Source organism: Sphingomonas sp. NPDC019816 (genome assembly GCF_050274375.1).
Classification (GTDB): Bacteria; Pseudomonadota; Alphaproteobacteria; order Sphingomonadales; family Sphingomonadaceae; genus Sphingomonas.
In genome coordinates this window covers 15,572-31,026 of sequence record NZ_JBNNOB010000031.1, presented here as the reverse complement: position 1 = coordinate 31,026, position 15,455 = coordinate 15,572, and the positions used below count along the sequence as shown (strand labels likewise).

The 15,455-nt window shown below is 67.2% G+C and carries 9 protein-coding genes; 6 read left to right on the top strand and 3 right to left on the bottom strand.

Going from position 1 to position 15,455, the window contains the following annotated elements:
- Window positions 1-813, bottom strand: an 813-nt coding sequence (locus ACQKJZ_RS07105) for a hypothetical protein (protein WP_427730518.1), incomplete at its 3' end; no start/stop codon positions are given.
- A 198-nt stretch (window positions 814-1,011) separates the two neighbouring features.
- Between ACQKJZ_RS07105 and ACQKJZ_RS07100 the strand changes: the two genes are divergently transcribed.
- The 6 genes from ACQKJZ_RS07100 to ACQKJZ_RS07075 all read left to right on the top strand — a co-directional run bounded on the left by ACQKJZ_RS07100 (window position 1,012) and on the right by ACQKJZ_RS07075 (window position 12,568).
- The gene (locus tag ACQKJZ_RS07100; RefSeq protein ID WP_427730517.1) at window positions 1,012-3,777 is read left to right on the top strand and encodes a M16 family metallopeptidase; all 2,766 of its coding nucleotides are present in this window, start codon (window positions 1,012-1,014) and stop codon (window positions 3,775-3,777) included.
- Window positions 3,778-3,817: 40 nt separating this feature from the next.
- Window positions 3,818-4,705 (top strand): retroviral-like aspartic protease family protein, encoded by an 888-nt coding sequence (locus tag ACQKJZ_RS07095; RefSeq protein ID WP_427730516.1) that lies wholly within the window; start codon window positions 3,818-3,820, stop codon window positions 4,703-4,705.
- A gap of 110 nt (window positions 4,706-4,815) precedes the next feature.
- The gene (locus ACQKJZ_RS07090) at window positions 4,816-6,987 is read left to right on the top strand and encodes a catalase (protein WP_427730515.1); all 2,172 of its coding nucleotides are present in this window, start codon (window positions 4,816-4,818) and stop codon (window positions 6,985-6,987) included.
- Window positions 6,988-7,428: 441 nt separating this feature from the next.
- Window positions 7,429-10,470: a TonB-dependent receptor domain-containing protein gene (locus tag ACQKJZ_RS07085; protein WP_427730520.1), complete on the top strand. Its 3,042-nt coding sequence runs from the start codon at window positions 7,429-7,431 to the stop codon at window positions 10,468-10,470.
- A gap of 80 nt (window positions 10,471-10,550) precedes the next feature.
- Window positions 10,551-11,648, top strand: a complete 1,098-nt coding sequence (locus ACQKJZ_RS07080) for a DUF2332 domain-containing protein (RefSeq protein WP_427730514.1) — start codon at window positions 10,551-10,553, stop codon at window positions 11,646-11,648.
- A gap of 131 nt (window positions 11,649-11,779) precedes the next feature.
- Complete coding sequence (locus ACQKJZ_RS07075) at window positions 11,780-12,568, top strand: DUF1206 domain-containing protein (RefSeq protein WP_427730513.1); 789 nt, start codon at window positions 11,780-11,782, stop codon at window positions 12,566-12,568.
- A 36-nt stretch (window positions 12,569-12,604) separates the two neighbouring features.
- On the opposite strand, the gene ACQKJZ_RS07070 is transcribed toward ACQKJZ_RS07075, so the two are convergent.
- The gene (locus tag ACQKJZ_RS07070) at window positions 12,605-14,407 is read right to left on the bottom strand and encodes an SLC13 family permease (RefSeq protein WP_427730512.1); all 1,803 of its coding nucleotides are present in this window, start codon (window positions 14,405-14,407) and stop codon (window positions 12,605-12,607) included.
- Window positions 14,404-15,447: a potassium channel family protein gene (locus tag ACQKJZ_RS07065; RefSeq protein ID WP_427730511.1), complete on the bottom strand. Its 1,044-nt coding sequence runs from the start codon at window positions 15,445-15,447 to the stop codon at window positions 14,404-14,406. Before ACQKJZ_RS07065 ends, ACQKJZ_RS07070 begins: the two co-directional genes overlap by 4 nt.
- Window positions 15,448-15,455 lie beyond the last annotated feature (8 nt).

Below are 15,455 nucleotides of genomic sequence, written 5' to 3'. Positions count from 1 at the left end.
TTTTTTTTTTTTTTCGCCGCCATTTCGCGCCTCGCCAAGCGGCATTGCCGGGCCGGCGGCGCTCGCACCGTTCTTCGTCACGCCGGCCGCACCGATGCCGCTCGCCGACGATCCGGCCGCCGCGCCCCCACCCGTCGCTGCGGCCGTCCCATCGCGGCTGCGTGCCTGTGGCCCCGCACGGTCGCGATCCGCGTCGACCTCATCGCGGTTCGGGGAAAGCCCCATGGCCATGGCGATCCGCCGCAAGGCGGAGGGCTCCTGCGTGCCCGGTCCGGGCGATGGGGACGGGCGAATGGCCAGCGCGGCGACGAGGATGGCGAGCCCCAGCAATGGCAGGACCCAGCGGTACCGATCACGCCGCGCCGGATCGGCTTCCATTTCCATCGGGGTCGAACCCGCCCGTTCCAGCCAGGGCATCGCCTCTTGCAGGGCCGCGCGGCGAAAGCCGTCCCGCCGATCGTCGGCGAGGAATTCGGCGGCGATGACCGACCGGTCCTTCAACCCCAGCGAGCGGTCGATCACGGCCAAGGCGGCGCGGCGCTCCACCCCGAAGCGCGCCATGCGCACCGCCACTGCCGCCACCAGGACGATGAGCGGCACCACGACCGCGAAGAGCATCGCGGGCAGCGCCGGAACCGGACGCAGCACCGCCACGATCAGAACCAGCACCGGCACCACGATCGCGCTGCGCGCCGCCAGATCGACCGCCCGGCGCCAGGCGGCCGCGCGCGCCGCCGCCGCGAGCGTCGCGCGCCCTTTCTCCTCCAGCCTGTCGAGCCGCTGATGGAGCAGCCCGTCCGATCGATCGTCCATTCGCGTCCCCGCCCCCCGGATCTGGCATGCGCATCCGGGGCCTGCCCAAGGGTCTATGGCGACTGGCTTGCACCAACCTTGCTGGCCGGCCGGCCGCCATCGTCGTGCGATATCAAGGCCGTCCGCCGCTGCAAGGCTGATGCAAGCAAATCATGGTTCCTGTCGGCCATCGGCATGGGGCATGATGGGATCGTCGACGTGAAATCCGCCAAACGCGCATTGTGGAGCCTGTGGCTCGCCGGTACGGCCGCCTGCCTGCCCGCCCCCGCCTGGTCGCAGGCCAGGCCGCCCGCGCCCGCGCCCGCGCCGCAGGTGGCGAGCGTGTCGTTCGAGCGCTTCACCCTGCCCAACGGCCTGACCGCGCTGGTCCATACCGACCATAGCAACCCCTCGGTGCTCGTCGGTCTGTGGTACAAGACCGGGTCGCGCGACGAGCCGCCCGGCAAGACGGGCTTTGCGCATCTGTTCGAACATCTGATGTTCCAGAGCACCGCAAACCGGCCGCAGGAATATATGGAGGCGCTGAAGGCGATCGGCGCGGTCGGGGCCAATGGCATGACCCGCACCGACGACACCGTCTATTTCGAGACGGTACCGACCAACGCGCTCGACTCCGTCCTGTGGCTGGAGTCCGATCGCATGGGCTATCTGGACGGGGGCATCACCCAGGCTTTGCTCGACGAACAGCGCCGGGTCGTGCTGAACGAAAAGCGGCAGGGCGAATTGCGTCCCGAGGAGATGGCGTGGCGTCACTTCCTGACCGCCTTCTATCCCGCCGGCCACCCCTATGCGCACCCCACCATCGGCTCGACCGAAGATATCGAGAGCGCGACGCTGGACGATGTGAAGCGCTGGTTCCAGGGGCATTATGGTGCCGGCAATGCCGTACTGGTCCTGTCGGGCGACATCGACGCCGCCACCGCGCGCGAGAAGATCACCCGCTATTTCGGCGCGATCCGCCCCGGCACGCCGATCAGCAGACCGCTGCAATGGACCCCGTCGCTAACCGAAACGCGGCGCGATCTCGTCTATGGCGAATTCGCCCAGGCCAGCATATCGCGCAACTGGCCCATCTCCAGCGGCTCGCCGCGTGACACCACGCTGCTGCTGCTCGCCGCCCGCGCGATGGCGGGACCGAAGGATGCGCCGCTGGTCCGGGCGCTGGTCACCGAGGCGAAAGTCGCGACGGGCGTCAACGCGACCGTCAACGAAAGCGCGCTGGGCAGCGTGCTCAACGTCACGATGGCGCTGCGTCCCGGCGTCTCGCCCGAGGCCGCCGATCGCGCGCTCGACGCCGCGCTGGCCGACTATGCGGCCAAGGGTCCGGCCCCGTCGCGGTTGCAGAGCATCATCGCCGCCACCGACGCGTCGCTGCTCGGCTCGCTGGACGACAATGGCGCGATCGGCAACCGGCTGGGCGAAGGCGAGGTCGCGCATGGCGATCCGAGCTATTTCCTGAAGCAGCGCGCATGGATCAACACCGCCCGGCCGGAGGAGGTGCGCGCGGTCGCCGCCAGATGGCTGGGCCGCCCCTATTACGAGCTTATCACCATGCCCGTGCCCGAGCGGCAGGTGGCGACCGCGGACGTCGATCGCAGCCATATGCCGCCCCCCGGCCCGTTCAAGGCGCAGATCGCCTTTCCGCCCGTCACCACCATGACGCTGGCCAACGGCATGAAGCTGGTCGTCGCCCGGCGGGCCGGCGCCGCCACCGCCGACATGAGCCTGCAATTCAGCAGCGGCACCCTGACCGATCCGGGGGTCGCGCCGGATGTCGTCACCAACGCCTTCGACCTGCTGGGCTCGGGCGCAAAGACCCGTTCGGGCGAGTCGGTCGAACGGCGCCTCTCGCAGCTCGGCATACAGATGGGCACGCGGGCGGGGCCGTGGACGAGCGGTATCCGCTGGAGCGCGGCGAACAGCCGGCTGGACGATTCCTTCGCGCTCGTCGCCGATCTCGTCCGCCGTCCCGCCTATCCCACGGCCGCCGTGGACGAAGCCCGTGCCGACGCCCTGCGCGCGGTGGCTGCTCAGGCGCGCAATCCCTTCGCCGCCGGCATGCCGTTGCTCCAGCGGGCGATCTGGGGCGACCGGAACGCGCGGGGGCATATCGCGACGAAGCAGGATGCCGAGCGCCTCTCCCGCCAGGCGCTGGTCGATTTCCAGACCCGTCACATCGTTCCCGGCGACGCGACGCTGACCATCGTCGGGGATGTCACGCCCGACCAGGCCAAGGCGCTGGCCGAACGCTATTTCGGCAACTGGACCGGTCCCGCCTCGCATATCGACCGCACGATGCCGGCGCCCTCGGGCGGCACGCCCGGCCCGCGTGTGATCCTGGTCGATGCGCCCGGCGCGCCGCAGAGCAGCATCACCGTCGGCACGCGGATTCCGCCCTTCGACAAGGACCGATCGGCCGTGGAGAGCCTGACCGCCGCGACGCTGGCCGATATCGGCGCAGGCCGGCTCAACGCCAATCTACGGCAGGACAAGGGCTGGAGCTACGGCTTTGGCGGCGAGATAGAGGATGCGCCGACCGGCGACCGGCTGTTCGTCGCGCGCGGCACCGTTCAGGCCGACCGCACCGCCGCCAGCTTGGCCGAACTGCGCCGCGAATTCACCGAATTCGCCACGACGCGTCCGCCTACCGAGGCGGAACTCGACGCCCAGCGGCAGACCATGATCCGCGCCTCGACCCTGCATTATTCGCGCAACCAGGCGTTTCTGGACTCGCTGGAAACCGCGACCACCTATCATCTGCCCTATGATCGCCCGACGACCCTGGCCCAGCGGCTGGAGGGCGTGACGTTGAACGCGGCGCAGGACGATGCGCGTCGGCTGTTCCGTCCCGATGCGATGACCTGGGTGGTGATCGGGGACTTGCGCACGATCGAACCGCAGGTCCGCGCTCTCGGCCTTGCCCCGGTCGAGGTCTGGGACGTGTCCGGCCGCAAGCTGCGCTGATCGCCCCGCCCTTTCCCTATCGCTCGACAGGAACCGCCTTATGCTCATCCTCGCCGCCATGGCCATGATCCAGGCCCAGCCCGCTCCCCCTCCCGCACCCGCCCGCGTCGTCACGTCCACCCGCCCCGCCCCGGCCGCATCGGGCGAGGCGCCGCTGCAACACGACACGCGCGGGCGCCCGGTCATGACGGTGCAGATCAATGGCAAGGGGCCCTTCCCCATGGTCGTCGACACCGCCGCGCAGACCAGCCTGATGAGCCGTGCGCTCGCCACCGAACTGGCGCTCAAGCCGCTGAACGGCGGCATCGGGGTGAACGGCGCGACGGGCAGCGAACAGGCCCGGCTGTATCCCGTCGATCGCATGACCAACCCGCTGATCGACATGCGCTTCGTCGCGATGGTCGAACTGACCAATGCCGGCGTCACCGATGCGCGTGGGATCATCGGCATGGAGACCTTCACGAGCCGCAAGCTGCTGATCGACCGCAGCACGAAGCGGATCGCCGCCGAACCGTCCGCCGCCGCCGGCCCCGGCTTTGCCACGATCGCGGGCAGCGGGACGGGTGAAGGGTTCGTCCAGATCCCGCTGACGCTCGACGGCGTGCGTGTCCCCGCGCTGATCGATACCGGCGCGGCGGTGACGATCGCCAACGCCGCCGCCTTCCGCCTGCTCGGCTGGGCCGAGAACGACCCGCGCCTTGCCGATGGCGGCGAGATCCGCGGCGCATCGGCCGGAGGACAAAAGATACGGGTCGCGCGGATCGCCAAGCTCTCGATCGGCAAGATCGGCCTGTCGAACGTGCCGATCATGATTTCCGAAGACGATGATCCGACACCGTCGATCATCCTGGGCAATGATCTGCTGAATCTCTTCCCCGGCTATGCGGTCGACTTCCCGCGTCACGAATTGCAGATCAAACTGCCCTGACCGGCGCGCCGCCGACGCCATCTTGATCAATATCAACCATTTTTCGAAAAGGAAAACCAGCGGCCCGTGCGTTGGGCGGGTGACCCCGATCAACAATGGAAGATAGCATCATGGCCAACAAGACCAGCAAGCGCGGTGGCGACAAGGCCAAAGGCGAGGCGGCCACCCTTCCCGCTGGCGCCGCCGGCCAGACCCGCTATGCCGAGCAGCAGGGCCATGGCGGCGAAACGCACCAGACAGCCGCCGACGCCGCCAACACCATGACCACGCAGCAGGGCGTGCCGATCGCCGACGACCAGAACAGCCTGAAGGCCGGCGAACGCGGGCCCACGCTGCTCGAGGACTTCATCCTGCGCGAGAAGATTTTCCATTTCGACCATGAGCGCATCCCCGAGCGTGTCGTCCATGCGCGCGGGTACGGCGCGCACGGCGTATTCGAGCTGACCGACAGCCTCGCCGATTACACCCAGGCCGATGTGCTGAGCACCGTCGGGCAGCAGACCGAGGTGTTCGTCCGCTTCTCGACGGTGGCGGGCAATAAGGGGTCGATGGACCTGGCGCGCGACGTGCGCGGCTTCGCGGTCAAATTCTATACCAAACAGGGCAATTGGGACATTGTCGGCAACAACATCCCCGTCTTCTTCATCCAGGACCCGATCAAGTTCCCCGATCTGGTCCATGCGGTGAAGCAGGAGCCCGACCGCGCCTTTCCGCAGGCCCAGTCGGCACACGACAATTACTGGGATTTCGCGTCCCTAAGCCCCGAAGCGTGGCACATGGTCATGTGGCAGATGTCCGACCGGACGATCCCGCGCTCGTTCCGCACCATGGAGGGCTTTGGCGTCCACAGCTTCCGGCTGGTCAATGCCGAGGGCAAGTCGACCTTCGTCAAATTCCACTGGAAGCCGCGCCAGGGCCTGCAATCGGTGCTGTGGAACGAGGCGGTCAAGATCAACGGCGCCGACCCCGATTTCCACCGCCGCGACCTGTGGACCGCCATCGAAGGCGGCGACTTCCCGCAATGGGATCTGGGCGTCCAGCTGTTCGACCAGGAGACCGCCGACCGCCTGGCCTTCGACCATCTCGATTCCACGAAGCTGATCCCCGAGCAGGAGGTGCCGGTCCGCATCATCGGCACGATGACCCTCAACCGCAATGTCGACAATTTCTTCGCCGCCACCGAACAGGTCGCCTTCTGCACCCAGAATGTCGTGCCCGGCATCGACTTTTCGGACGACCCGCTGCTCCATGGGCGCAACTTCTCCTATCTGGATACGCAGCTGAAGCGGCTGGGCGGGCCGAACTTCACCCATATCCCGGTCAATGCGCCGCGCTGCCCGGTGATGAACTTCCAGCAGGACGGCCATATGGCGATGCACAACCCCAAGGGGCGCGCCAATTACGAGCCCAATAGCTGGGGCCCCGATGGCGGCCCGCGCGAGAACCCGACCATCGGCTATCGCAGCTTCCCCGCCGAGGTGCAGGGCACCAAGCAGCGGCTGCGCGCCGAGACCTTCGCCGACCATTACAGCCAGGCGCGGCAATTCTTCGTCAGCCAGCAGCCCATCGAACAGAAGCATATCGGCGACGCGCTGGTGTTCGAGCTGTCCAAGGTCGAGCGGGTCGACATTCGCGCGCGTGCCGTCTCGCACCTGCGGCTGATCGACGAGGGTCTGGCGGCCACGGTAGCCGACGGGCTGGGCCTCGACCTGCCCGAACCGGCGCAGGCCGCCAAGCCGACGCGCGACCTGCCCCCCTCGGCCAAGTTGAGCATCCTCGCCAACGGGCCGGACAGCTTCAAGGGGCGCAAGATGGGCATATTGCTGACCGACGACAGCAGCGCCGAGCTGTTCGCCGGACTGACCAAGGCGCTGGCGGCGGAAGGCGCGCTGTGGGAGGTCGTGGCGCCCAAGATCGGCGGCGTCACGCTGGACGATGGAACGAAGGTCCCGGCCCAGCAGAAGATCGATGGAGGCCCCTCGGTCCTCTACGATGCGGTCGCCGTCCTGCCCGCCGAGGCGGGCGTCGCCATGCTGGCCAAGGATGCGACGGCCAAGGACTTCGTCGCCGATGCTTTCGCGCACTGCAAATTCATCGGCCACACCATGGCCGCCAACGATCTGTTCGAGGCGGCCGGCATGACGGAAAAGGACGACGGCTTCGTCCCGCTCGCCAAGGCCAAGGATGTCAAGGCGTTCGTCGAGACATGTCGCGGGCTCCGCTTCTGGCCGCGCGAAATGACCGTCGATCTCGACGCCGCCTCGCTCGATAGCGCGTCGTAATCATCGCCCCGGACGGAAGGATCGCGAAAGGTCTTTCCGTCCGGTCGCGGTCGTGCTGCGGGATAAGGGTATAGGCGGATCGGCACCGCCATGGCTGTCAGGCTGGACAGAAGCCGTACCCACCCATGGCATAAAATGGATGCCACTTTAAACGATATGCCCTATTTTAACCTTCTGGATGCAATTCCTTAACGTTTTCTATTTTGCGCAACATCGTCACATCGCTCCTAACATATTTGATGATTTTTGGTTTTTCGACAATTCGTTGTTTGGTACGGGAAACTCATCCACGCCATAATTAGCAAACTCAATTGCCATTTAACATTCCGGTAACTTCCCGAATGATAGGCGCCGCGCCATCACATCGCCATGTCACGGCGACTGTGACCGGCGGCGAGATGTCGCTGCCGCGTTACATGGGGGAAGTATTTCGTGACTTTGATGAATTCCGTACCGGGCAAGTTGCGCCTGGGCATTTCGACTGTGGCCGTTCTGGCCGCGATGGCCGCACCTGCTTACGCACAGGAAATCGTGGCGGCGTCGACGACGCAAACCGTCGATCAGGCCGACGCGACCCCGTTGCCCGCCGCGCAGATTTCCCCGGACGCCACGCCTGCGCCCACGCCGAAGCCCGACGCCAATCAGGGCGGAACGGTCATCGTGACCGGCACGCTGTTCCGGGATTCCAATGCCAGCTCGATCTCGCCGGTCACGGTGCTGACATCGGCCACGCTGCAGCGCGCCAACATCACCACCGCGCAAGAGGCGATCCGCTCGGTATCCGCCGATAGCGCCGGCTCGATCTCGACGGGTTTCAAGAACGGCTTCTCGGCGGGCGGCGCTGCGGTGTCGCTGCGCGGTCTGGGCGTGTCGTCCACGGTGGTGCTGATCGACGGCCTGCGCTCGGCGAATTTCCCGCTGAACGATGACGGCCACAACGCCTATGTCGACCTGAACTCGATCCCCTTCAGCACCATCGACCGTATCGAAGTGCTGAAGGACGGCGCATCGTCCACCTATGGCGCCGACGCGATCGGTGGCGTCGTCAACCTGATCAGTCGCAAGAACGTTCAGGGCATCGAGGGATCGGTGCAGGGCGGCACGACGGAAAAGGCCGATGGCTCGCACTACCGGGCGACGCTGACCGCCGGTTACGGCGATTACCGCAAACAGGGCTTCAACGTCTATGTGAACGGCGAATATACCTATGACGGGTATATCACCAACAACTCGCGCGGATACCCGTTCAACACGCTCGACCTGCGCCCCAGCGGCCTGCCGGACCGCAACCGCAACGACGATTCGCTGACCGTATCCAACCCTCAGGCGGTGGTGACGCAGGTCACGCAGAGCGACCTCAACAACCCCCTGTCGGGCAAGGTCGGCGCGCCGCTGACCAACCGGTACCAGCTGCTCAATCCGGGCGCCTGCCCGTTCGGCACCTTCACGGTCAATTCCGGCTCGGAACAGGGCACCGGCTGCGCCCATAATCTGGCGGACGAATATTCGATCATCCAGCCGCGCCAGCAGCGCTACTCGACGACCGCACGCCTTCAGGTTCGCCTGAGCGACAATCTGGAAGGGTTCGCCAGCGCCAGCTATTCGCGCTCCGAAGTCAGCATCCGCAGTACGCCGTCCGACATCCGCCAGACCCAGCCCTTCGGCGGCCTGCCGTCGCTGGCGTCGAGCAGCCCGGGCATCGTCCTGCCGGTCTATATCTGCCCGACCGGCAATAACTGCGCCACGGCCGCCGACCGACAGCTGAACCCGAACAACCCCTTCGCGGCGGCCAACGCCAATACGCCCGGCCAGGGGGCGGCGCGCATCTTCTATCGGTTCGGCGACATCCAGGCGGGCAGCGATCGTTCGCTCGACGTGTTCCGCACGACGGCGGGCATCTCGGGCGATCTGGGCGGCGGCTTCAAATTCCGTCTGAACGGCGTCTATGCGCGCGACAATCTCAGCGTCACGCAATATGGCTTCATCAATATCCAGGGGCTGTTGGGCGCGATCAACACCGGGGCCTACAACTTCGTCAACCCGGACCGGAACACGGCCGCCGTCCGCAACCAGATTTCGCCCGCGCGCACCACGCCGTCCTATTCGACGGTGGCGACCATCGGCGGCTCGCTGCTGAAATCGCTGATGGAATTGCCGGGGGGCGAGCTCAATGTCGGTGCCGGCTTCCAGGTGCGTCGCGAGACGCTGATGAACCGCAACGCCAATTTCGACCTGAGCTATTACGGCCTCAACACCTCGTCGGCCCAGGGGCGCCAGACGGTGACCGCCGGCTTCTTCGAGGTCGACATGCCGTTCGTGCGCGAATTCGACCTGAACGTGTCGGGCCGCTATGACCATTATTCGCAAGGCTATGGTCACTTCTCGCCCAAGGTCGGCATGAAGTTCACGCCGGTCGAGCAGTTCTCGCTGCGAGCGACCTATTCGCAGGGCTTCCGCGCGCCGACCTTCGCGGAAAGCAACCCGGCGAGCAGCTATTCCGGCTTCTCGTCCTTCACCCCGCCCGCCGGGTTCGCCAATGCGCATCCGGGCAATCCGGCCTATACGGGCAGCTATAACATCGGCAGCGGCGCGACCGGCAACCCGGACATCAAGCCCGAGGTATCGCGCAGCTTCACGGTCGGCACGATCATCCGCCCGACGCCGTGGTTCAACCTCACGCTCGACTATTACAACATCAAGAAGTCGAACCTGATCGTCAGCGGTCCCAAGCGCGCCGATGCCATCGACGCCTATTATGGGCGGACCAACGTCGCCGATGCGTGTGCCGCGCTGGCGGCGGTGGGCCAGGGCTATCGCTGCAACGTCATCGACGCGCCCGATCCCGCCAACCCCAACGCGCTGCCCCGTCTGCTGGTGTTCGACGTGCCCTATGTCAATGCCGACTATATGGTCAGCTCGGGCCTCGACCTGCAGGCGAACCTCAGCGTGCCGCTGGCGGGTAATGCGCGCCTCATCAGCCGCCTGGACGTCACCCGCGTGCTCCAGCTCGATCTGGTGACCGCCGAGGGCGTGGTGCAGAAATATGCCGGAACGCTGGGGCCGTACGAGCTGTCCTCGGGTGGCGGCACGCCGCGCATCCGTGGCAACTGGCAGAACGCGCTGGAGGTCGGCAAATTCTCGCTGACCGCGACCACCTATTATGTGGGGCGGATCAAGCAGGTGGCGGCCGACCGGATCAAGCCGGTCAACGGCGTCATCGACCTGTCGTGCGCCAACGCGCTGGCGCCCCTGCCGAAGGGTGGCGACGCCTGCTATGTCCGGCCGTTCGTCTATGTCGATCTGAACGCGGCGGTACGGGTGAACGACCAGTTCCGGTTCTTCTTCAATATCCAGAACCTGACCAATGCCCGCGCACCGCTGGCGGCGGCGGCCTATACCAGCAATCCCAATTACCTGAGCAGCTGGCATTATGCCGGCTTGGTCGGGCGCAACTTCAGCGCCGGGGCGAACTTCAACTTCTGAGTTCGCCAGGTAACGGCGCCGTGCATCGGGATGGGCCCACCCCACCCGATGCGCGGCCGCTCACGCTTTACAGACGACCGATGCAGCCGGAGCATCCCAAGACCATGTGCACCGCGCCGGATGGCCCGTCCCTATTCGCTCCGCCAGGCGTGGCACCACCGGCGGGGTCGCTGCACCATCAGTCGCTCGTCATGCGCGCGGTCGGCACGCCGTTCGTCGCCGATCTGCTGCTGGCGGTCGAGCGTCAACTCGACAAGGCACCCCGCAGCGCGGCGGTGATCCGCGCCTGGGGTGGCGATGCCGCATCCTCGGCGGTCGCCATGCGGATCAACGCCGCCCTCCATGCGCTGGCACGGCGCGGAGATGTGCCCCTGTTGAGCGGACTTTATGCCGGCGAACATCGCTGCTTCGACGAGGCGGTCGCGCTGGCGCTGGCCGGGCATGACGATGTCCTGCTCGAATGGCTCCACCGCGTCCCCCAGACCAACGAGATCGGCCGCGCCGCCGCCCTGCATGCCGGCCTGATGGTCCTGGCGCGCGATCACGGCCACGCATTCGAACTGCTGGAGATCGGGGCGAGCGCGGGGCTCAATCTCAACATCGCGCGCTATGCCTATGACCTGGGGGGCGTGCCCGCCGGGATGACGGGATCGGCGGTGCGGATCGCGCCCCGCTGGCGGGGCCCGCCGCCGCCCGACGCGCCCGTCACGGTGCGCGCGGCGAGAGGTGTCGACCTCGACCCGCTCGATGTGAACGACCCGGCGGCGTGCGAGCGCCTCGCCTCCTTCATCTTCGCCGACCAACCCGATCGGCAGCGACGCCTGGACGGCGCGCTCACGATCGCGCGGCAGCATCCGCCACGTGTGGACAAGGGCGATGCCGCATCATGGCTGGCCGTGCGGCTTGCGGAGCCCATGACGGACGGGCGGCACCGCGTCGTTCTGCATTCGATGGTGATGCAATATCTCGGCACGCAGGACCGGGAAGCGATCGAGGCGATGTTGGCGCAGGCGGGACGCGCCGCGACCGACCGGCGGCCGCTGGCCTGCATCGGTTTCGAGTGGGACCGGGGGCGCACGCGGGTCGAGCTGCGCCTTCGCACCTGGCCGGGCGGGGAGGATCGGGTGATCGCCCATTGCCACCCCTATGGCGCGTGGATCGAATGGCAGGGCGCGTGATCCGGTAAGACGCGGGGGCGCAAGGACGCATCGGGGCGTGATTTCGATTTCATCCGGCGCGCTGGAGGTAAACCGTTCTGGCTTGGGAACGAGATGACTTCGCCCTTGTTTTCAGCCGCGAAGGAGATGTCATGAACGCCAGCTCGCGCCTGACGACGCTCACCCGGATCGGCTTTGCGACGCGCGGCCTGCTGTACCTCGTGATTTCCCTGCTCATCCTGCGCACGGGGCGGACCGAGGACCCCAGCGGCGCCATCGAATATCTGGGCCGAGGCGGCGGGCAGCTGTTGCTGGGGATCATCGCCGCCGGGCTGGTCGCCTATGGCATCTGGCGGCTGGCGGATGCGGCGCTGGACCTCGAACGCCATGGCACCGATCGCAAGGGTATGGCGGAACGTGTCGGTGCGGGCGTCAGCGGCGCGGTGCACCTCTTTCTGGCATGGCAGGCGGTCGCGGTGATGCGCGGCGCCGCCCTGTCCGGCGACGGCACGCGGGAAAGCACCCGGACGGCGCTGCAACTGCCCGGCGGCTGGGCGCTGGTACTGGTCGGCGCGCTGGTGTTGGCGGGGCTGGGCGCGGTCCAGCTCGTCAAGGCGGCCAAGGGCTCGTTCCTGCGCTATCTCGAACCCTCCATGGCGCATCGTCCCTGGGTCCAGTGGAGCGGACGCGCAGGCTATGCGGCGCGGGGGCTGGTGTTCCTCATCAGCGGTTATCTCCTCGTCAAGGCCGGGATCGACGAACAGGCCAGCGAGGCGGGCGGCATGGCACGTGCCCTGGCATGGCTGACCGAACCGTTCGACCTGATCGTCGGCGTGGGGCTATTGGCCTTCGGGCTCTTCAGCCTGGTCGAGGCGCGCTATCGCCGGCTGCACGACGTACCGGTCGACGCTGCGATCCGCCGCGCGACCAGCTGGAGCTGACGATCCGACGGGCCGCTCCCCGGATTGCCGGGGACGCTAGGCCAGCCAACCGATCGCGAAGCAGGTCGCCAATCCGACGACGACATTCATCGGCAGTCCGATGCGAACGAAGTCGGAAAAGCGGTAATCGGCCGCCGCATATACCATGGTGTTGGTCTGGTACCCGACCGGGGTGGCGAAGCTGGCCGAGGCCGCGAACATCACCGCGATGATCAGCGCGTGCGGGTCCTGCCCGGTGGAGCGGGCAAGGCCGATGGCCACCGGGGTCATGATGACGGCGACCGCATTGTTCGTGACCGTCTCGGTCAGTGCCGAGGTCAGGAAATAGAGGATCATGATCACCCCGAGCGGCGACAGCGTGACCATCCAGGGCGAAATCGCGCTGACGATCAGGTCGACCGTTCCGATCGATTCCAGCGCGCCGCCGATGCCCAGCATGGCGAAGATCAGCACCAGGACGCTGCCATCGATCGACCGCCAAGCCTCTTCCGCATCCACGCACCGCGTTATGAGGACGACACCCACGCCGATCATGGCGAGCAGCGCGGTCGGCGCCACCCCCAGCGCGGCCAGCGCGATCACCCCGGCCAGCACCCCGATCGCGACCGGCGCGCGCGTGCGGCGGAAGCGGCGGATATGGCTGGTATCCTCGGCGATCAGGTTCGTGTTGGCGCGCAATTCGGTCAGCGCCGTGTCGTCCGCCGCCACCAGCAGGTTGTCCGCCGCGCGCAGGCGCACGCTGCCCAGATCGGGTCCGGGCAGATGCCGCGCCCGCCCGATCCCCAGGACACGGGCCGGAAGATGAGAGAGGAAGGGAATGTCGCGCAGCTCGCGGCCGAGCGCCGGGTGCGCCGGACCGATCGTCAGGCCGATCAGCTGGACATCGTCCGACCGGGCGCTGTCGGACAGCCGGATGGGGCGACCCACATTCTGAAGGCCGATCAGAAAGCCTTCGCTACGCGCCAGATCGTCGAGCTCGTCGGCCGTGGCGCTGACGATCAGGCGATCGGTCGTTTGCAGCACCAAGTCGGGCGGCGGGTTGCGCTCGATCCGCGATCCCCGACGGACCGCGATCAGGCGGACCGCATCGCGCCGCAGGAATGCGAGATCGGCGATACTGGGATTCTTGTCCGCCGCGTCGGGCAGCAGCGCGATCTCGGTCAGATAGGATAGCTGGTGCCGGTCCGCGATGGCGTTGTCGGGGCGTGACGGCAACAGGCGCGGCCCCAGGACCAGCATGGTCGCCGCCCCCGCCCCCATCGTCACCAGCCCGATGGCAGTGATATCGAAGATGCCGAACCCCGGCAGCCCGTTCGCCCGCGCCACGCCGTCGACCAGCAGGTTGGTGGACGTGCCGACCAGGGTCAGCGTACCGCCCAGGATCGAAAGATAGGACAAGGGTATCAGCAGGCGGGTCGCGGGTATGCCGACCGATCGCGCCAATCTGCGGACCAGCGGGATCAGCACCATGACGACGGGCGTATTGTTGATGAACGCCGGCGCGATGGCTGCGCCGGTCAGCATCTCCGCGACGGTACGTCGCGGCGCCTTTCCCGCCCGCCGTACGATCAGGCTGGCCAGCGCCTCGATCGTCCCGGTCCGCACCAGCGCGCCCGACAGGATGAAGAAGGCCGCGATGGTGATCGGGGCCGAATTGGCGAAGGCGGCGGTGATGAGCGGCGGCGTGAGCCAGCCTAGCGCCATCATGATCGCCGCACCGGCGACCGCGATGGTGACGGGTGGAAAGCGTTCGAGCGCATAGGCGACGAACAGGCCGATGACGAATATCAGCCCCAGCATCGCACGATGCGCCTCGATGCCCGCGAGAATGTCGTTCATGCCGGCCCGTCTGTGTCACGGCCGGGGGCGGGCACGACCTCCAGGATGACGTCCCCCGCCTCCAGCCGGTTCGCCGCCGCTTCCCAGAAGCCGATCATCGTGCCGCCGCGATAGATGCGATGGCCCAGCCCGGTGGTGATGGCGCGCAACGGCAACCCGATCTCGTCCGCCGCGACGCATCGTTCGCGCAGCGCGACCCGGCCGTCCGTCGCCGCCATGTCCGCCATGTAATCGGCCAGATGCGCGCCATGCGTCGATCCCGCCAGCAGCAGCCCGGCGAAGCTCGCCGGATTGATCACCGTATTGGCGCCCGCCTGCCGCGCGATCGCTTCGTTGTCCAGCGAGCGGATGATGACACTGATCGGCAGGTTCGGCGCGATGCGGCGCGCGGTCAGGACGATCAGGATGGAGGTATCGTCGCGCCCCGCCGCCACGATCAGCGCCCTGGCCGTCCCGACGCGCACGGCCTGAAGGGCGGCGTCGCGCGTCGCGTTGCCCGCCATCACCGCGACGTCCAGCGCCTCGGCATTGCGCAACGCGGCCGGATTCTCATCGATCACGACGATCGTGTCGGGATGCGCGCCGCGCCGGATCAGCTCGCTGGCGGCTTCCGAGCCGCTGTTGCCGAACCCCGCGATCACCACATGATCGCGCAACTGCCGCTGGATCACCGACATGCGCCATCGACCCCATACGCGCTTGAGAAGGAAGTCATAGGCGGTCCCCAGGAAGATGAGCCACACGAACAGCCGGATCGGGGTGACGACGAACGTGTCGAACAGCCGCGACTGCTGGGTGACCGGCACGATGTCGCCATAGCCGACGGTCGTGACGGTGATCATGGTGAAGTACAGGATGTCGGTGAAGGTGACCGGATCGCCCGACGATTGGCGCAGGCCGTCGCGGTCGAACCAGTGTACCGCCAGCGCAATGCCGATCAGCGCCAGCGCCAGCAGGGCCCGCCAGGACAGCGCCAGCCAGACGGGCGTCCGGCTGCGGCGATACAGATGATAGTCGGGCTTCTGGCCGGCGATCTCCACGGCGGAGT